The sequence below is a fragment of the Nostoc sp. CHAB 5836 genome, assembly GCF_020829445.1.
Classification (GTDB): domain Bacteria; phylum Cyanobacteriota; class Cyanobacteriia; order Cyanobacteriales; family Nostocaceae; genus Nostoc.
Map to the genome: position 1 here is coordinate 14,350 of NZ_JAIVFV010000023.1, position 19,030 is coordinate 33,379.

The 19,030-nt window shown below is 42.2% G+C and carries 17 protein-coding genes; 7 read left to right on the forward strand and 10 right to left on the reverse strand.

Annotated elements, in window-relative coordinates; genetic code table 11:
• Positions 1–37: 37 nt before the first annotated feature.
• Positions 38–1,258 (reverse strand): MFS transporter, encoded by a 1,221-nt coding sequence (locus LC605_RS07160; protein WP_229546865.1) that lies wholly within the window; start codon positions 1,256–1,258, stop codon positions 38–40.
• A 1,376-nt stretch (positions 1,259–2,634) separates the two neighbouring features.
• Positions 2,635–4,521 (reverse strand): calcium-binding protein, encoded by a 1,887-nt coding sequence (locus LC605_RS07165; protein WP_229546866.1) that lies wholly within the window; start codon positions 4,519–4,521, stop codon positions 2,635–2,637.
• Positions 4,522–5,294: 773 nt separating this feature from the next.
• Here LC605_RS07165 and LC605_RS07170 point away from each other — a divergent pair.
• Together LC605_RS07170 and LC605_RS07175 are read left to right on the forward strand one after the other, a co-directional pair.
• Positions 5,295–5,528 (forward strand): hypothetical protein, encoded by a 234-nt coding sequence (locus tag LC605_RS07170; RefSeq protein WP_229546867.1) that lies wholly within the window; start codon positions 5,295–5,297, stop codon positions 5,526–5,528.
• Complete coding sequence (locus tag LC605_RS07175) at positions 5,521–5,802, forward strand: hypothetical protein (protein WP_229546868.1); 282 nt, start codon at positions 5,521–5,523, stop codon at positions 5,800–5,802. The genes LC605_RS07170 and LC605_RS07175 overlap by 8 nt, the downstream gene beginning before the upstream one ends.
• A 381-nt stretch (positions 5,803–6,183) precedes the next feature.
• Here LC605_RS07175 and LC605_RS07180 read toward each other — a convergent pair whose 3' ends face one another.
• The 3 genes from LC605_RS07180 to LC605_RS07190 all read right to left on the reverse strand — a co-directional run bounded on the left by LC605_RS07180 (position 6,184) and on the right by LC605_RS07190 (position 8,938).
• The gene (locus tag LC605_RS07180; RefSeq protein WP_229546898.1) at positions 6,184–6,747 is read right to left on the reverse strand and encodes a Uma2 family endonuclease; all 564 of its coding nucleotides are present in this window, start codon (positions 6,745–6,747) and stop codon (positions 6,184–6,186) included.
• A gap of 273 nt (positions 6,748–7,020) precedes the next feature.
• Positions 7,021–7,716: a hypothetical protein gene (locus LC605_RS07185; RefSeq protein WP_229546869.1), complete on the reverse strand. Its 696-nt coding sequence runs from the start codon at positions 7,714–7,716 to the stop codon at positions 7,021–7,023.
• Positions 7,691–8,938, reverse strand: coding sequence for a sulfite exporter TauE/SafE family protein (locus LC605_RS07190; RefSeq protein WP_229546899.1), 1,248 nt, complete (start codon positions 8,936–8,938; stop codon positions 7,691–7,693). The genes LC605_RS07185 and LC605_RS07190 overlap by 26 nt, the downstream gene beginning before the upstream one ends.
• A gap of 680 nt (positions 8,939–9,618) precedes the next feature.
• Here LC605_RS07190 and LC605_RS32840 point away from each other — a divergent pair.
• The gene (locus tag LC605_RS32840; protein WP_267868448.1) at positions 9,619–9,744 is read left to right on the forward strand and encodes a hypothetical protein; all 126 of its coding nucleotides are present in this window, start codon (positions 9,619–9,621) and stop codon (positions 9,742–9,744) included.
• Between the two features lie 81 nt (positions 9,745–9,825).
• Here LC605_RS32840 and LC605_RS07195 read toward each other — a convergent pair whose 3' ends face one another.
• The 5 genes from LC605_RS07195 to LC605_RS07215 all read right to left on the reverse strand — a co-directional run bounded on the left by LC605_RS07195 (position 9,826) and on the right by LC605_RS07215 (position 12,883).
• Entirely contained in the window at positions 9,826–10,086 is a 261-nt protein-coding gene (locus LC605_RS07195; RefSeq protein ID WP_229546870.1) for a hypothetical protein, read from the reverse strand.
• 271 nt (positions 10,087–10,357) lie between these two features.
• On the reverse strand, positions 10,358–10,957 hold the full coding sequence (locus LC605_RS07200) for a DUF1802 family protein (protein WP_229546871.1): 600 nt from the start codon (positions 10,955–10,957) through the stop codon (positions 10,358–10,360).
• A 369-nt stretch (positions 10,958–11,326) separates the two neighbouring features.
• On the reverse strand, positions 11,327–11,572 hold the full coding sequence (locus LC605_RS07205; protein WP_229546872.1) for a hypothetical protein: 246 nt from the start codon (positions 11,570–11,572) through the stop codon (positions 11,327–11,329).
• A 179-nt stretch (positions 11,573–11,751) separates the two neighbouring features.
• Positions 11,752–12,705, reverse strand: coding sequence for an alpha/beta fold hydrolase (locus LC605_RS07210; RefSeq protein WP_229546873.1), 954 nt, complete (start codon positions 12,703–12,705; stop codon positions 11,752–11,754).
• Between the two features lie 25 nt (positions 12,706–12,730).
• Positions 12,731–12,883, reverse strand: coding sequence for a hypothetical protein (locus LC605_RS07215; protein ID WP_229546874.1), 153 nt, complete (start codon positions 12,881–12,883; stop codon positions 12,731–12,733).
• A gap of 117 nt (positions 12,884–13,000) precedes the next feature.
• Between LC605_RS07215 and LC605_RS07220 the strand changes: the two genes are divergently transcribed.
• The 4 genes from LC605_RS07220 to LC605_RS07235 all read left to right on the forward strand — a co-directional run bounded on the left by LC605_RS07220 (position 13,001) and on the right by LC605_RS07235 (position 18,803).
• A complete protein-coding gene (locus LC605_RS07220; RefSeq protein WP_229546875.1) occupies positions 13,001–13,948 on the forward strand; it encodes a shikimate dehydrogenase in 948 nt (315 codons plus the stop codon).
• A 192-nt stretch (positions 13,949–14,140) separates the two neighbouring features.
• On the forward strand, positions 14,141–15,205 hold the full coding sequence (locus LC605_RS07225) for a vWA domain-containing protein (protein ID WP_229546876.1): 1,065 nt from the start codon (positions 14,141–14,143) through the stop codon (positions 15,203–15,205).
• Between the two features lie 585 nt (positions 15,206–15,790).
• On the forward strand, positions 15,791–17,827 hold the full coding sequence (gene ligA / locus LC605_RS07230) for an NAD-dependent DNA ligase LigA (protein ID WP_229546877.1): 2,037 nt from the start codon (positions 15,791–15,793) through the stop codon (positions 17,825–17,827).
• A gap of 166 nt (positions 17,828–17,993) precedes the next feature.
• On the forward strand, positions 17,994–18,803 hold the full coding sequence (locus LC605_RS07235; protein WP_229546878.1) for a Uma2 family endonuclease: 810 nt from the start codon (positions 17,994–17,996) through the stop codon (positions 18,801–18,803).
• Positions 18,804–19,030: the final 227 nt, after the last annotated feature.

Below are 19,030 nucleotides of genomic sequence, written 5' to 3' on the forward strand. Positions count from 1 at the left end.
CTTAACCGATTTAAAACATCCTCTAAAAATTAGAATTTCAAGCGACACGTTCTGTGTTTGGTTCAGATACGTTTTTAGTCACTCGCAAACTCAGAGTTAAAGCTATCAACATTACGATAAATCCACTCAAAAAAGGAGCATAACTGCCAAACTTCACAAAACTAACCCCTGCCCACGTTGGCCCCCCGATGCGTGCCAACGCAGAGCAAGAACTGGCAATTCCTAATATTTGTCCTTGTTCTTCTGGAGCTGTCATCTGGGAAATTAGACTGTTTAATATAGGCTGGGTAACACTAATTCCCCATGCCACAAGCGCGGCGGCAATCAACAATAAAATTAAGCTTTGTGAGAATCCGATTAGCAGTAATCCTGAACCTAATCCTAATATCCCCAAGATAAGTAACTTTATTTCACCCAATTGTTTCTTGAGGAATCCGATGAGTCCTCCTTGAATGATTGTGCTGACAATCCCCATGAAGGCAAAAAGATAACTAGTGTGTTGAGGGCCCCAGTTCAATTGCTGCTTAGACCATAAAGCCAATGTAGAGTCCATAGCTGCAACAGCAAAGGTAACAAAAAAGTAGATGCTAACAAGCACACAAAACTGTGGACGTTGTGACAGTTGTACCAAGTTCAGCCGTCGCTGACGGTGGCGATGAACTTGAATTTTGGCTTTAGTCTCAGAATTGAGAGATTCTGGAAGTAATATCAAAGCACAAATAAATGCTAATAAAGATAATCCGGCTGCGAACAACGACGGTAGATGGAAGTTAGCGTTGTTCTGATCTGACCCAATCAGAAGACCTCCAATGGCTGGGCCAAGAATGAAACCAAGACCAAAAGCTGCTCCGATTACACCCATACCACGAGATCGATTAGCTGGCGTGGTAATATCTGCTATGTACGCCTGAGCGGTAGCAATATTCCCTGCCATAATGCCCGCAAGACTACGAGCAATAAACAAAATCCCCAATGAGTTAGCAAAGCCTAACCCTGCGTATGCAATTACAGAACCGAATAAAGTAAGTAATAAAATTGGACGGCGACCGTAGCGATCGCTAAATCTGCCCCATAATGGTGCAAATAAGAACTGCATTAAAGAATAAATAGCTACAAGTAGAGTCGCTTCATTAGGTTTTGCGCCGAATTGTTCAGCATACAAAGGCAGTATCGGTAGGATAATTCCGAAACCAAGCAAGTCTATAAATACAGTCAAAAATAAGACGAATATAGCCTTGCCATTATTTTTACTCTCCATAGGTGCAATTCCTTTTTAGAAAAAATATGTGTAACTGGGATTAATTTGATGAACATCATAAACAACTTGATCATAAAAACCCATTGAATGCAACTAAGTAAGTTTGCGCGAAAAAACCTAAATATGTTACGAAACGTAAATAGGCTTAAAACCCTCGTAAATGACGAAGGACAAATGACAAATGACAAATGACAGCCTTAGCCAGTTAGCTTTAATTGCGCCGATCTACTTAGTACCGTGTGGCGTAAATACGCATACGATTTTTAAGCCTTGCAATCAATCAAATTCTCGTAGTTTTTAATGGTCTGCTTATTTCCGCCGCCCTGTACTAGTAATCAGTTAAAGCAAAATGTATGAATTTGAGTGTGATTGAGCCAAATACTGTGGAACAAACCCACTATAAAAATTAAGCCAATAATACTACTAATTAAAGAAACTATGATTTCGTGCTTCCGTATAGCTTTTTGTATCTTAGTGTCTATGATATTTTCTAATTCTTTGTATGACATTGACTTGAATTTGGTGAGAGAGAATAATTATTATGTGGAACTTATACCAATACTGCGTAGGTTTTGGCAAAAAAATAAAAAATGTGTAGGTTGGGTTGAGGAACGAAACCCAACCGAAGAGCTGGGTTTGTTGGGTAACGCAAAGGCTCAACCCAATCTACAAATATTAAAAACCTACGCAGTATTGAAACTTACGTAGCCAGGGCTATAGGAATCCGGTTTGATTTTTGAACAAAATTAGTATTTGTAGGGTGCGTTAGCGTTTCGCGTAACGCACCAAACCCTTAAGAATGGTGCCGTACTTTCTGCGCTAACACACCCTACGTATATTTTCAAAAATCAAATATGAGTCCTATATTTCAGCCTAGACATAAACCACCCGAAACTGAAGTTCCTGGCTAATAGCTAAAATCCGCGTTTTAAGGGACTATAACCCAATACGGTTGACTTAAGGGCTGAAACTCTTTTTTTTACGTAGACGCAAACGCGAGTGCGTCTGGTAAGAGTTGCGGCTTGCCGCAGGCTAGCACTCCAGGCGCAGAGAACACAGAGAGAAGGAGAAGGAGGAAATGCTTAACCCAAGTGTATTGGACTATAACCTTTTCTCAGTCGTCTTTAGACGACTTTCGCTATTAGACTCAGAATTGATTCTGAGGCGGGCTAGATGAGAATGAAATAGCCCTGCTAGTGGAGATAGTTGAAACGACTGCCGTGTTCAACAGTTGTGTTGCAAAAACTTTTTGATGGCTGGATAAAATCTACAAAAATAATACTTATACCAGTCTAATAGCATTTATGCAATACAACTTCAGCCCGTTCTTACAAACACAGTTGCTCATGTTTATACCAATGTGAAAAACATTAGTTTCATACCAATTTAATATTCAAATTAGATGAAAGATTTTCAACGAAGGCGAATTGGTTTCCTAAGAAAGATAATTTTCCGCTAAAGGCATCGTAAGAAAAGTCGTTAATGCTAGTAGTACCAAACCCTACTTTAGAAACTTCGATTAGGTCGTTCTGACCCAACTTGTAATCTTTAATGGTGTCAACACCCTCTTTAAAACTGTTGAAAATAAACTTATCTGCACCAAAGCCACCAATGAGAATATCGTCACCTTGTCCACCAATGATAGAGTCATCACCATCATTACCAACTAATTGGTTATTTTGGCTGTCCCCAGTGATGCTGTCACTTTCATTTGTACCGATAACATTATCAAAGTTGATGATCGTAAATGGCAATGTCCCATATTTGGGAACATTATTGGCAGAGATACTTTTGGTTTGTAGGTTAGCGGTGATATATATACCAGGAAGCGATTGGGACGTATCTATAGTATTGTTGGTAACACTAGCATCAGCAATAACTGTTTCTACTTTAAAAACTTGGTCTGTCCCAAATCCATCAGCTTTGGTAATTGTCCCTACACCTGAGAGGGTAATGGCTTTACCTAGTTTGCTATAATCTGCTGTATCAAAGCCATCTCCGCCATCGATGCTGTCCTTACCCTGACTACCCTTGAAGGTGTCATCACCTGCACCACCCACTAAGTTGTCACTACCGCCTCCACCGTCAATGGTGTCATTGTCACCTCTACCATCAATAGTGTCATCGCCATCATTGCCGAATAATTGGTTACTTTGGTCGTCGCCAGCAAGGATGTCATTGGCATTTGTGCCGATGATATTATCAAAGTTGATTATTGTAAATGGCAATTTTCCATATTTGGGAACATTATTGGCAGAGATAGTTTGGGCTTGCAGGTCAACTATGGCAGATACTCCAGGTAAAGATTGAGACCCATCTATAGTGTTGTTGGCAACACTAGCATCAGCAATAATCGTTTCTACTTTCAAGAGTTGGTCTTTTCCAAACCCGCCAGCTTTTTCAATTGTCCCTACACCTGAGAGGGTGATGCTTTGACCCAAGTTACTGTAGTCTGCGGTATCAATGCCCTTTCCACCATCAATGTTGTCGTTACCTTGACTACCCTTGAATCGATCATTGCCGTCATTACCAAATAATTGGTTACTTTGCTTATCGCCAACAATGATGTCACTTTCATTTGTGCCGATAACATTATCAAAGTTAATTATATTAAATGTTAATGTCCCATATTTGGGAACATTATTAGCAGAGATAGTTTGGGCTTCCAGGTCGGCGGTGACAGATACCCCAGGCAAAGATTGGGAGGTATCTATGGTGTTGTCAGTAACACTAGCATCAACAATAACCGTTTCTACTTTGAAGAGTTGGTCTTTGCCTAATTTGCCTTTATCAACTGTCCCTACGGCTAAGAAGTTGATGCTTTGACCTAGTTTGCTGTAGTCTGCGGTATCAAGACCATCTCCGCCATTGATGTTGTCGTCACCCTGACTGCCCTGAAATGTGTCATTGCCTTTACCACCTGACAACTTGTCATTGCCACCTCTACCATCAATAGTGTCATTGCCATCAGTACCATCAATGATGTCATCGCCATCAGTACCAAATAATTGGTTTCTTTTGCCATTGCCCTTAACACTCTCATTTGTATCTGTATTGATGGCATTGTCAAAGATAGTTTGAACTTTTGTCCCTAGATCTAATAGGGTAGTGCTTTTATTTAATTTACTGAAGACTGCCTTCTCAATACTGCCATCAACTCCACTGATATTAAATATATCATCGTCTCCATTACCAAAAACCTGATCGTCAATACCAGTGCCCGACAAAAAACCATTGTTAGGAGTACCAACAATAATCGACATAGTGTATACCTTTATAGTTTTGCAGTTCAAATAAATGCATTTGAACCCTGTAGTATCAGTATACTACAAAAAATGACTTATCAATTTATGACTGAAATATATCTGTTGTTAAAGAAATATGTAATTAATAGACCTCTTGCAAAAGTCCCTAACACCCCTTTGCGCTCTTCGGGAGGCAGCGTGGTTTCATCCGAAGAAAGAAAAATACATAAGTCTTGATTTCTCGTGAAAGTGGCATGGCTTTTTACCCCACTTCCATTCTTCTCCCCGAAACGGGGAGAGGCTTTGAAACCCAGTTGTTGTTTTTCTCTGCTTGTATGAAACCACCCTGCTTTGCGCTCTTCGGGAGGGGAGACAAAGTGTAGCTTTGGCTCTTTGGGGTTCAAATTGTTTGATTTATGCAAGAGGTCTAATGAGGTAGAAGGACGTTCGCCGAACAACAGTCTACATCCCTGGGCGATCGCACGGCATTTCTGAAAGCCATGTTGGATAATGAAACGCTGAAATCCCTACTATTAAAGGATTATTCTAGTTGAGATGCCTTTGTCCTGATCTACATACCTGTTGCAAAACTTAATTACGTTAGGACAGCGTTAGCGATCGCACCAAGGTCGAAATTGCCTAGTTTTCAGCCTCGTTTGCATAACTCCGATAGATTACCGCAAATGCTCTGATAGTTCAATTTCCCCTCTTCATAAATTCCGCAAAAACACTGTTACGCTATTTCTGCTTGTGATTAAAACTTAGAGCATCCAGTTTATTAGGGCGTGTTTATGACCAACCCTGTAAAGACCGTTATTCAAGTCAATCTGGAGATGGCTCTAGAAGTAGCTCAAGAATTGGAGCAATCTCCATACACTCAACTTAGTAATTATTGTTTGGAGATTTTACGAGAGATAGGATGTCCTGGTACTGAACTCCCTATTAACTTACAAACTCGTGATCAGCAGCTAAACTTTATCACAGGCTTTGCATCTTATGCTTTCGGGGAGGTACAAAGTGTATAAAGTATTAATTGAAGATATATTTTTTGATTCAGAAGGCGCAGAAGAAACTACTTTTGCGGCTACAGATCAAGATTTGTTAATCTTAACAGAAAAATTTTTAGGGTTTGAAATTCCTCCAAAAATTTTTTTGCAAGCTATAGCCATTGCTGACTACGACTGTGCTGCTGCTTTTCGCTACGTTGATAATTATTTGACTACCCTTAAGAATAAGAATAAGCGTAAGCATAAGAAATTACTTGTGTTAAGGCCTTCGACTAGGTTTGACAATAATTGATGTGTTTATTCACAAGCTAACTATGCAATAGGATTTAAGTAAGTAGGTCGGCGTAAATAATTATCGTTGGGATAAGGCAGGGGGCAGGGAGCAGGGAGCAGGGTGAAAGACAGTTTGAGCCTTGTTTACTTTTCTTTACACAGTTTGGTTTTATTATGCCGACTTACTTATTTGGACTTTGGACAAAAAACTTGCAAGGTATAAAAATAATTCGTAATACCTCGACTTCGCTACTTCGACGCCGCTCAGTACAAGTCGGCACAAGTTCGTAATACTTCGGCTACGCTCAGTACAAGTTCGTAATTCGTAATTGAATTAAGCCAGATACAACGGCAGAGGGTTTCTACCTACCTTGGGATACGAACCGTATTGAGAGTAAGTCTACCAGTTTAAGACTTCGGCGACAGTCAGTGTTAACTGAGGAAAATATAGTGATTTAATCCGATCGCTATTCTGAAATACAGCTTCTTCATACAGTCCATCTACCAACGTCAGCACGATAACCTGTTGTTTCGCAAAATCAACAATCCAGTATTCAGGAATTCCCCTAGCTGCATACTCAGAGCGCTTGTAGCGGTAGTCTCGGTCTTCATTAACTTTACCAGGGGAGACAACTTCAACCACTAGTGCAGGGGATGGCATATCTATGGTAATCGTTGCTCGCCTACCCCCGATTGCCGTAAATAACTCCTCAGTCAATATCATCAAGTCTGGTAGTCGCACTCGATTTCCCGTGACTATAATTTCTGTATCTTTGTGACGGATGAGACGGATTGGTACAAACTTTAAGAATTCTGACAGTAAATACAAGGAAATTAAATTATTTCTATCCGTTTCTGGAGGCATTGCTACAAGTTCTCCATCCACCATCTCATAGCGGGTATCTGTCCCGTCATCATAGGTTAGATACTCCTCAAGGTTGAGCTTTTTTGTAGTGGTGGTCATGGCAGATAGAGTGTGACCTGATTTCTCGATTATTAATTGTAGCTTCAACCAAGCGATCGCATTGGCATTTAATCGCAAGAGGACGACTTCGGGGATGAGGGAGACAACAAGGACAAGGAAAAAAATTGCTCGATTGTCTCCCCCTACTTCCCAATACGGTTCGGTTAAGGTGGATAGTCCTCCAAAAGGGGGAAAATAGAGCCATTCTTAGCCCCCCAATTCATCGGGGGGTTGGGGGGATCGAATCTTATCCGAACCGTATTGCCCTACTCTCTACTCCCCACTCCTCCTCATACTTTGCAGCACCACAACTAAGATGGCAACAAATCCTAAGATTGGAAGTGCGATCGCCCAAAGTGGTAATTGCTGAGATTCACTCTCTACTAAATCACCATTGACATCTCGCAAGTTTCGTGTATTCTGTGCAGAACCACTTGCCACAGTAACTTCAAATTTGAACTCAAAGGGTCTGAATCTTGCCCCAGAAACTGGTTTCCCATTTAGTTGCAACTCATAAATACCTGCCTTGGGAAAGACAATTTCTGCACCTGGAATGCCTTGATAGCGTTCAGCGGCCACAGGTTCTAACTGTGGTTCTAACAGTGGTGGCTCTCCGGCTGCATAGGGTTCGGCATAAACAGCCAACTGACAATTGCACTGTGAGAGGGGAATTACCTTTCCACCTCTGCGGGTAAGTGCAAACCAGGCTTGGCTTGGTTCTCCAGCACGGGGATTATCATTTGGTTCAATGTGGAGAGTACCACCGACATCTCCAGATATCTCTACTTTATGAGCAGAGGCCGGGTAAAGATTAGTTATTGATATAACTAAGCAACTCAGGAATAATAAATACTTTATTGTTCCTTGATGCCAAGAAATGCCTTTAAGCAGGTAACGCCTGTGTTTTTGACTCGTTGAGATGGAGTCAGAAAATAAGGATGATTTACCGCGATTTGGTTGGGGGAACATAAAACTTTTCTACGCCTAACTTTGACCAAAAAAAGCGCGAACGTACCATCAAAACACCGAGGGTAACAATTCCCATAAGTACTGCCGCTAATTTATTTCCCCAAGTTGATTGTAAGGAACCCAGATAATGGGAACCAATCAACACAGTATGAATGGCACTCAAGAGCAAGGCTGGCACACCCAATAGATGAATCTGTCGCCAACGCTTGCCCAAGGATTTCTGCAATGATTCCCAACTCGTTAAAGCGGCGGGGGACATTAATACCAATGCTACAGCACCCGCAGCCATACCCCACTGAAATTCTGGCGGCAGGAAAAAAAAGGCGGCAAAATTCCATTGCAAAGAGTGTTCTATCATGTGGAGGGTGTGAACCACAGAAAGCACAAAAGCACCCACTCCCAAACCCCGACGGTAACGCAGTGGTGAAGCCCACAAACCACTAATGGGACGCGCAATTAATGCCAAGATTAAGCAGATTAATGCGGCGTGTCCGGTGTAATCTACCATTGTGTCACCAGTCCGCAACAAGGTGATAACGCCAATGGTGAGTGTTACCCAGCCGCCTAACCGAAACAACTGACTGCGCCTGTCTTTACTTACCAAAGAGGTAGAAACGCCGACACCTAGCATAGTCGGCAGGGTTCCCAAGCCAAAAGCCAGCATAGTTGCCCCACCCATCCATAAATTACCAGTTTCAGCAGCTTTAATTTGGGCAGCATACAAGAAACCACACGGCATTAAACCCCAAGTCATTCCCAAAAGCATTGGCGTCCACCATTTGGTTTTTAAGGAAAGCTTAAGCATTCCTCTGCTGAGGCGATCGTGTAAACTACCTTGCAAGAGGGGATGTAACACAGGAATGGGCGGCAATAAATCAGGTTTTACTTGTTTTAACCCAAACCAAATCAGCATTACACCAGTCAAAATTGCCATCCAGCGCCGGAAGTCGCTACCAACACCCGCTAGCTGTCCACCTTGCAGCAATACCGAACCCAGTGCCCCAATGCCAGCACCGACTAGAGCATAGCTCAACATCCGCCCCAGGTTTAGCAAGATATGAAATTTTAATTGCTGTTGCCAAGTATTGGACTTTTCTATGGATGATGCCCGTTTCGGCTGATGAGACAGAGAAAACGCCACCGTTAGGGGGCCACACATCCCAAAGCAATGCCCAAAACTCCCCAGGAACCCCAGGATTGTGAGCAGTAACAAATCTACCATAAACATGAGCGACTGGCGTGTGGGGTGCAATGACTGTGGTAATGATAACTAATTATACGGACGTGTCTATTAGACATAGGAGTGAAAAATAATCTCAAACCCTTATCCAGTGGAGGTAACACCGTTTCTCAAGCACAGGGATTATTCAGAGGCTATTTATAAAGTAAATAGACATCTGGTGAAGTTAAATATGCGTTACCCAGAACCTTTGTAGAGACGTAGCAGTGCTACGTCTCTACGTTCTTTTTCGGAGATGACTAATAATAAAATGGCAAAGATAGGACAATATGCTTGGGTTAAGCATTTCTTTCTTCTCTTTGCGTCCTTGGCGTCCTTCTCCCTTGGCGCTAGCCTCTCCCTTTGGGAGAAGGGGAGACGCTACGCGATGGCGGTTCGTAAAAAAAATTGACTTTGGCAAAGAATTTTAGCCTTAACCCAAGCGTATTGAAAGATAGGATACTTTTAAGGCAGTGTATTTATTTAGTAGACAATGGCTCGAAAAGCTTATTTTATTTTGGAAATATACGTAGGATGTGTTAGACGAAAGTACGACACCACAAGCTTGGAATGGTGCGTTACGGCTTACGCCTAACACACCCTACAAATACTTAGATTTTTTCAGAAATCAAATATGATTCCTATATAAAAGTCAAACATTCTGTATTGCAGGTGTTGATGGCGTGAGATTATTTGAGCCAACACAGCACGGCTTTTTTCTGGGGTACAAGGCGATCGCTGTTACACCTGATGGAATTGTAGAAGGGGCGGCTGATCCTCGCGGGGAAAGTTCGCCCAGAGGTTTGTGACGGAGATGAGGGACTGGTCAGTGGGGAGTGGTAAAGATGAGGCGGATGAGGAAAATAACTAATGCCCAATACCCAATGCCCTTATTGATTTTGGATTGTTGACTCTGCGTAGCTGCTGCCAAATTCGTTTGCCCGTGCGCTGGGTACTAGTGTCCAGCCTGCTTTGAGAAGTTTTTGATAAGTTGCCCAACCTCTAGAACCACCTGGTATTTGATAATCGGGGACTGCAAAATGTCCAAAAGCTGTGTAGGGACGCCAACCTTGACTTGGTTCTGTCTGCAAATACAAAATTTTCTCTCCGTCGCCACCAGACTTAGATAACCAGCACATTTGTCGATGCATTGCAAACTCCTTTGCTTTTAGCTAATCACTACTGCATAATATCAAACTTTTGTCAACCCATACATCACCCTAGTGGGATAATTTTTTGAGCCAAAGTGTAAATAAACAGCTTTGCTTCCCCTTGTTTCTAGTGAAGATTTTTCTTATGTTATCCGCGCTTTTTCTGTTTGGGTGTAACAACAACTACTGTTTTGGCTGAGTTTCCCAATCAGACTATTTGTTTTTCTAAAACTTGTTCAAGAAGTCGAGGATTTGGGCAGCGCTTGGGTTATTAGAAGGATGGAGCATACAACTTATCGCCGATAATACCGCGAATTGTCTCTACTAGTTCGGTGTATGCAAAGTTAGATAAAACTGGTTTTGCTGCTTGCAACTCAATTTGTTGATCTAAATCAATCCATGACTTACAGCCAGCGTATTTGGCGTAATAGGGAATTTCTTGCTCTTGGGGTAGTTTATATGTCCGTAAGAGGAGAATATAAAGAGGCTGACGTGGTTTCCATTTGAGGCGATCGCTAATAAAATGCTCGTTCCAAATATGGAAGGGAAGCAAGGCGTTGACAATAGACTCGTTACTAACTGGCAAAATATCCGTAATTTCAGCCCAACTGCCGATGCGAACTGTTTCTGGATGCCAACCTGATGTTACTGGATAAACATGATTGGCATACTCTGCTTTCAGCATGAAAGCTTGTTGATGTTCATAAGTAGGGTAAAGCAAAATTTGCTTGTGGGCAACTTGGAAATGTCCATTTCGTTCATGGATACCACCTTTGCGGAGTAGCATAATTGTTTTGCCGCTTTCCAAGGCATTTACGGCGACTGCCCATTCTTTGAGAGCATGAAAAGTTGTAGTCAATTCCATCTGCATCTACTGTAACTCTGATTTAATTTCTAGCTAAAACCGATCAAGTGTGAACCTATCCAAGGAAATGAATTAAGAAGCAGTTATGGAAAAGCGATGACTACGACGGGCTATTCGGCGTCGCCAGGGCTATTTTATTCTAGACATAAACCACCCGCAACTGAAGTTCCTCTCTTATAGCTATAGTCTGTTTTAACGGACTATAACCTTTTCTCAGTAAGTAGAGCGACGCAAATAAAGCTAACTGGCTAAGGCTGTCATTTGTCACTTGTCCTTCGTCATTTATAAGAGTTTCAGGTGTATTTACGTTTCGTCATATAGTTTTATTTATTCTTGCCGACTTACTTAGTCTAAAGACTACTTTGGCTATTAGACTCAGAATTCATTCTGAGGCGGGCTAGATAAGAATGACATAGCCTTGACGCCTACGCTAGGTACTTCTGATGTGCAAATCATACCCAATGGAAACTTGGCAAGGTGGTAAAAAATGTGGGTAGGAATTGAGGATGCTGACTCAATTAAAACAATGCGCTCCTTTAGCGATCGCCCTTTCTGCAATGAGGTGTGTTCGTTCCTATGTCCATAGCCATCAACAAAAATTACCAAGACTGAATAATCCATAAAACTGGCAATTGTTCGGTGGTTGCGAGTAACATTAATAACAGATAATTTACGAAGCAAAACACAAGGTAATGTCTCTTGAGAACTATTTTCAGTCTCAAGAGGCGCGATCGCTGCCTAATCGCCTCATTTTTATCGACGGGCGTCGTCGGCTAGATGCTGTTTCTCAACAACATTTTCTAGTGAAATTTAATATCACTGGCAATAGACAAAACCCAATCTTGTAAAAGTTGATTTACTCTATCCGGTATTTCATCATGAGGACAATGACCTGCTGTTAAAAAATGTTCTGTCAATTCCGGACAATATTGACGAAACTTTTGAGAACGTTCTTTAGCATTTATCCAAGGATCGGCTTCTCCCCACAACATCAATAAAGAACAACTTAATTGCTTCAATAGCACATCAACTTTTTCACCTTGAGGACTGCTAAAAACTGAGACAAATACATCCAACGCACCCGCATCAAAAGCAGGACGAGAAATTTCTTCTATCAATTGATCTGTAATCGCACTTTTATCAAGATATACCTTTTCTAAAGTTTGGCGAATTACCCAACGTTGTCGCACGTATTGAAATAACACAAACTGAGCTAAAGGTTGTTGAAAAATCCATTTAACTGAGTCACCCAAAAGTTTCTCTAAAGAAGAGGGTTGTTTGGGTGGCTGAATTTCACTTTGCAAAGCTTCCGGTTCAGATGTGGGTTGGCTTTCGCTAAAAGGCCCGGCACTATTGAGCAAAACTAAACCAGCTGCACTGTCAGGACGTTGGGCTGCAACACACAAGCAAGCATAACCACCAAGGGAATTACCGGCTAATACTGCTTTTTGACCAATCACTTCGCTGATAAAATCATGGAGTTGGTCGCGCCACAAGTCGCCACTGTACTGCAATTTTGGTTTTGCCGATCGCCCGAATCCCAAAAGGTCGATCGCAAATACTTCAAAATCTTGACACAATCCTGTGATATTCTTGCGCCAGTGGTCTGTGGAAGCACCAAATCCATGTACCAAAAGCAAAGGCGGACGTTGCGATTGTTTCTCTCCCGCACGCACATAGTAAACGTTGTGCCCGCGCCACTGCCAATATTTACCAGGTGTTGGAGTTGTAGAGGGGGCTGTAGTTGTCTGCATGATTCAAAGAAATGTTAAGTAGCTTTTAATAATTGTAGGCTAGGTGGGGAGATGAGGGGGATGAGGGGGATGAGGGGGATGAGGGAGATGAGGGGGATGAGGGGGATGAGGGAGAAATGAGCTGCCACGCATCTAGTTTTTTAGCTGCCTCTGGGCTATGGAAGGGTTTTAGACTCAAAATTATATAATTTAAATGTGCGACAGCTTACCAATGCTCTATAACAAATGACAAATGACAAATGACAAATGACAAATGACAAATGACAAATGACAAATGACAAATGACAAATGACAAATGACAAAAAAAATTACAGGCAAAACTAAACTACTAGGAGTCATTGGATATCCGGTGGAACATTCGCTGTCGCCCGTGATGCATAATGCTGCGTTAGCGCAGCTCGTCGTTGGCGTTGGCGTTAGCGTCTCTGAAAGAGAAGCCTCTCCTAGAGAAGACATCGCACAATTAGGATTAGATTACATTTATCTGCCTTTTCCGATTGAACCACAGAATTTAGAGGTGGCGATCGCAGGTTTCGCTGCTGTTGGTGTTGTCGGTTTTAGTGTTACCATACCTCACAAACAAGCAATCATACCTCTCCTCTCAGAAATTACCCCTATTGCCCAAACTATCGGTGCAGTGAATACTGTTAGCCGCCAAAATCACAAATGGGTGGGCACTAATACAGATATAGAAGGATTTATCGCCCCTTTGCAGACAACATATAAACAGGATTGGAGTCAGAAAGTAGCGGTAATTTTAGGCAATGGTGGTGCAGCGAGAGCAGTTGTAGCAGGTTGTACTCAGCTAGGTTTTGCCCAAATTCATGTTGTTGGACGCAATATGCAGAGATTACAAGAATTCCGCAATAGTTGGAGCAATTCACCCCTAGCGGAGAAATTCCAGGTTCATCAATGGGAGGAATTACCAAAGCTCATTCCTCAAGCAAATCTGCTGGTAAACGCAACTCCGATTGGGATGTATCCTAAAGTTGATGAGTCACCTTTGAGTGTAGAGGAAATAGCAAACTTATCAACAGGTGCGATCGCTTACGATTTAATATATATTCCTAAACCGACGCAATTTCTTCATCTGGCTGAAAAACAAGGCGCAATTGCGATCGATGGATTAGAAATGCTAGTCCAACAAGGGGTAGCAGCATTAAAAATCTGGTTAAATCAGGAAAATTTGCCTGTAGAAGTGATGCGCCAAGCGTTACAAAATCATTTGGGTTTAGGGAAATGAGGTTCTGCAAAGGTGACATACTCCACACATTCCCCTACGGGTGAGTCTGAGCTTCTCAGTGATTTCTCTGTGAGGACATTAACTGAGCTTTTAGACCGTTCTAATGGGGTTTACCTGTCAAAGTTTTAACCATGATTGCGTGCCATTCGTAATTTTCTAAGTTAAAAATTAAATATTAATTTAGGTGAGCGGATGACAAGTAATAACATTGAGGTTGTTTTTAGCTTCGATACAACTGGAAGTATGTATCCTTGCCTTACCCAGGTACGGCGAAAAATCAAAAATACTGTCACCAGACTCATAGACGAAATTTCCTTGATTCGGATTGGCATTATTGCTCATGGTGACTACTGCGACGAAGGCTCAACTTATGTCACCAAAACATTTAATCTATCTGGTGATGTTGATGCTATCTGTGATTTTGTCCAAAATGTAGCGCCTACTGGTGGTGGAGATGCACCGGAATGTTACGAATTAGTATTATATGAATCCCAATCTTTATCTTGGTCAAAGTCAGCAACAAAATCACTGGTTTTGATTGGCGATGATATTCCCCATCCTCCAGCACACAATCCGAAAAAATTGAATTGGCGCAAAGAGTTAGATAAATTAGCTGAAGCAGAAATTACAGTTTACGGAGTTCAAGCACTGAATCGTCCTCATGCCACTCCTTTTTATCAAGAACTTGCACAAAAGTCTGGGGGGTTTCATCTCAACTTAGACCAGTTTTCGTATATTAGTGACTTGTTTTTAGCAGTTTGCTACCAACAATCTTCTAATGAACAACTACAAGCTTATGAACAAGAAGTAATTGACCAAGGACGCATGAGTCGTGGGTTAAATAAAATATTTAACACCATGATGAACCGGGAAGCAACATCCTATTACGAATCGGCTGATTTACGGGCAGTTTCTCCAGGGCGGTTCCAGATTTTAGAGGTTGAACAAGACATTTCAATTAAAGCGTTTGTATTGGAAAATGGTTTGAGTTTTAAAGTTGGGCGGGGTTTCTACGAATTCACAAAAACCGAAACTATCCAGGCTCAAAAAGAAATTATCTTGATGGATCGAGCAACAGGTGATTTATTCCAAGGAGGTGCTGCACGAGAAATGTTAGGTCTACCGATGGATGCAACGATTCGGATTAAACCGAGTAACCTAGAAAAGTATGTTGTGTTTGTCCAAAGTACCTCTGCTAATCGTAAACTGATTGGCAAAACTCGATTTTTATATGAAGTCGAAGACTGGGATCGCTAAATCCCAACCACTAGAGACTGTTTTCAAACTCGAAGATCCTAACCCTCCTTTTTAAAGCTTTGTCATTACCAACATCTTTTAAACAGTAAATGACAAGCTTTTTAAGGAGGGAATAGATTCAATACTGTTCGGTTAAGAATATTCGTAGGTTGGGGAGCCACAGCGCCCTTGCGGGTTCTCCGACTTGTTCGCTTTTAGCGTTCCCGCAGGGTAGCACGTGGCGTTTGAGGAACGAAACCCAACATTTTCTTTCTCTTTTAGGACTTACGCAAAATAATGAAAAAACGAACCGCAAAGGACACAAAGGAATAAGAGTTTCAGAGAGTTATTGCGTAAGTCCTATCTTTGTTGGGTAACGCATTGCTTAACCCAACCTACACATTTTTATTTTTTTGCCAAAACCTGCGCAGTCTTGAGGTCTACCGATGGATGCAATGATTGGGATTAAATTAGGTAACCTGGAAAAGCCCGTAGTGTTTTCTCGTTGACCCGACGACAGAAAGTCGTGGCTATCCAAGCAAAGGCTGTCAAAGCAGCTTTGATCATCTTTAAAATTGTATTCGCTAAGTATTTTCTTATAAGTCAATGACCCAGATTAAGCCTGAAGTAAAGCGCACAGAAGAACTCCGCCAGTTATTGCAACAAGCAAGCTATGCTTATTACGTCCTAGATGCTCCAATCATGGAGGATGCAGTCTATGACCAGCTATATCGAGAATTGCAACAACTGGAAATTCAATATCCAGAGTTGACAGCACCCGATAGTCCGACTCAACGGGTGGGTGAGCTTAGGCATACTCAGTTTACCTCGGTGCGGCATAACATTCCCCTGTACAGTCTGGAAAATGCGTTTAATATCGATGAGTTACAAGCATGGGAGACGCGCTGGCGGCGACAAGTATCGAAAATAGACTCGGTGGAATATGTCAGTGAACTCAAAATTGATGGTTCTGCTTTAGCTCTTACCTACCAAAATGGCATTCTAGTTAGGGGTGCAACTAGGGGTGATGGGGTGACAGGTGAAGATATCACTCCAAATGTGCGGACAATTCGCTCAATTCCCTTGCGTTTGAATTTTGAAGGCTTAGAAATTCTGGAAAAAGTGGAAGTGCGAGGCGAGGCGTTTTTGCCTTTGGAGGTATTTAAACAAATTAACGAGGAAAGACAAAAAGCAGGTGAGCAATTATTTGCCAATCCCCGGAATGCCGCAGCTGGTACACTCAGGCAACTAGACTCCCGCATTGTCGCTAAACGGCGGTTAGATTTCTTTGGCTACACTTTGCACATTCCTGGTAGAGATGACACCAGTATTGCTAATACCCAATGGGAAGCGTTGGAGTTGTTAAAAAAGATGGGTTTTCCAGTCAACCCCAACCACAAACTGTGTGTATCCATCGCAGACGTGGTAAAATATTATGAATACTGGGATACGAAACGACTTAATTTACCCTACATGACTGATGGGGTAGTAGTAAAGCTGAATTCTTTTAAACTTCAGGAACAACTAGGCTTTACCCAGAAATTCCCCCGTTGGGCAGTAGCACTAAAGTACCCAGCCGAAGAAGCGCCTACCCGTGTGGAAAATATTGCTGTGAATGTTGGGAGAACGGGGGCGTTAACGCCGTTAGCCGAGATGCGCCCTGTGCAACTGGCTCTTACAACAGTTTCTCGCGCTACTTTACATAATAGCGATCGCATTGCTCAATTAGACATCCGCATCGGCGATACTGTGATTGTCCGCAAAGCTGGGGAAATCATCCCAGAAGTGGTGAGGGTACTCAAAGAACTCCGTCCCTCTGACACCGAACCCTTCGTTATGCCTACCCATTGCCCAATCTGCGGTCAACCAGTGGTGCGAGAATTAGGTGAGGCGGTGACTCGGTGCGTCAATGCTTCCTGTGCAGCAATTCTCAAAGGTTCCATTGAACATTGGGTAAGTCGTGATGCCTTAGATATTAAAGGCATAGGGGAAAAGTTGGTATATCAACTTGTTGATAAAGCCTTGGTACATTCCGTTGCCGATTTATATGAGTTGACAGCAGAGAAGTTATCTGCATTAGAAAGGATGGGGAAAAAGTCGGCAGAGAAATTGGTAGATGCGATCGCTCAATCAAAAAATCAACCTTGGTCAAGGGTATTGTACGGTTTAGGCATCCGTCACGTTGGCAGTGTAAATGCCCAATTGTTGACTCAGAAGTATTTCACTGTAGACCAGTTAGCTACAGCAAAGCAATCAGATATTGAAGGCATTTACGGTATTGGTGCTGAAATTGCCCAATCTGTGTACCAATGGTTTCGGATTGATGCCAATCAAAAGTTGATAGAACGCTTGCAAGCAGAAGGATTGCAATTAACTGCAACAGAGGAAACAAAAACAGTTGGTGATGGTAATCAAAAGTTCGCAGGAAAAACTTTTGTAATTACGGGAACATTGCCAACCTTAAAGCGAGATGAAGCGAAGACTTTGATTCAAAAAGCTGGGGGGAAAGTGACGGATTCTGTCAGTAAAAAAACAGATTATTTAGTGTTAGGAGAAGATGCCGGTTCTAAATTAGAAAAGGCGATGTCCTTAGGAATTACGCAGTTAAACGAGGCGCAATTGTTGGAGATGCTTGAAGATTGAGTGCTTGACTAAGTAGGTCGGCGCAATTAAAGTTAACTGGCTAAGGCTGTCATTTGTCATTCGTCATTTGTCATTCGTCATTGGTCATTAGTAAGGGTTTTAAGCTTATTTACGTTTTGTAACATAGTTGAGTTTTTTTCGCACCAACGTACCTAGGAGTAGTTTTATGGTTCTACAAGTTAACCTCATCCAAAAAGAACCAACTGTAACTTGGGAAGCACTTCCAGCCGACTTCATTTTACCTGACGATCCAGTGGAAAATATTCAACAACCTGCGATCGCTGCTGCGCTTACCGACGCTTTGGGAAGCACAGGACGCATCCAACCCCAAATGCTGATTGGCTCTAATTTTGGACTTGTAGCCACAGTCAACAAAAAAATTGTCGTTAAAGCCCCTGATTGGTTTTACGTTCCTCAAGTGCAATCTGTGGGAACAAATGTAGTTCGTCGCAGCTACACCCCAAATTTAGAAGGCGCTGCTGTGGCTGTAGTAATGGAATTTCTCTCAGACACAGAAGGTGGAGAACTATCAGTCCGCTCAACTCCACCCTATGGTAAACTCTATTATTATGAAAAGATTCTCCAAGTTCCAACCTACGTAACTTACGACCCCTACGAACCAAGTCTAGAACTACGATCCTTGCAAAATGGACAATATATCTTGCAGCAAGCAGATAGCAATGGACGCTTTTGGATTCCTGAGTTAGAGTTATTTCTCGGAATTTGGCAAGGTGAAAGATTATGCCAAACTATGAATTGGCTGCGCTGGTGGGATACAGAAGGAAATTTGCTGTTGTGGAGCAGCGAACAAGCCCAACAAGAACGCCAACGTGCTGAACAAGAACGCCAACGTGCTGAACAAGAACGCCAACGTGCTGAACAAGAACGCCAACGTGCTGAACAAGAACGCCAACGTGCTGATATATTAGCAGCTAAGTTACGTGAGTTAGGTGTTGACCCTGATGGGACGCCGTAAGCGACGCGCAAAGCGAGTTTTCTCCCAAGGGGAGATGCTTTAGCGCAACGAGCGTCATAGCCCGTCGTAGACATCGCATAACCTAAAAGACATCTGGTGAAATTAAATATGCGTTACCCAGAAACCTTGTAGAGACGTAGCAGTGCTACGTCAAAACAATTCTTTTTCACCAAATGTCTAAAGAAATGCTGGGAATAATAATTTTGGGACATCAGCACCAAAATTCA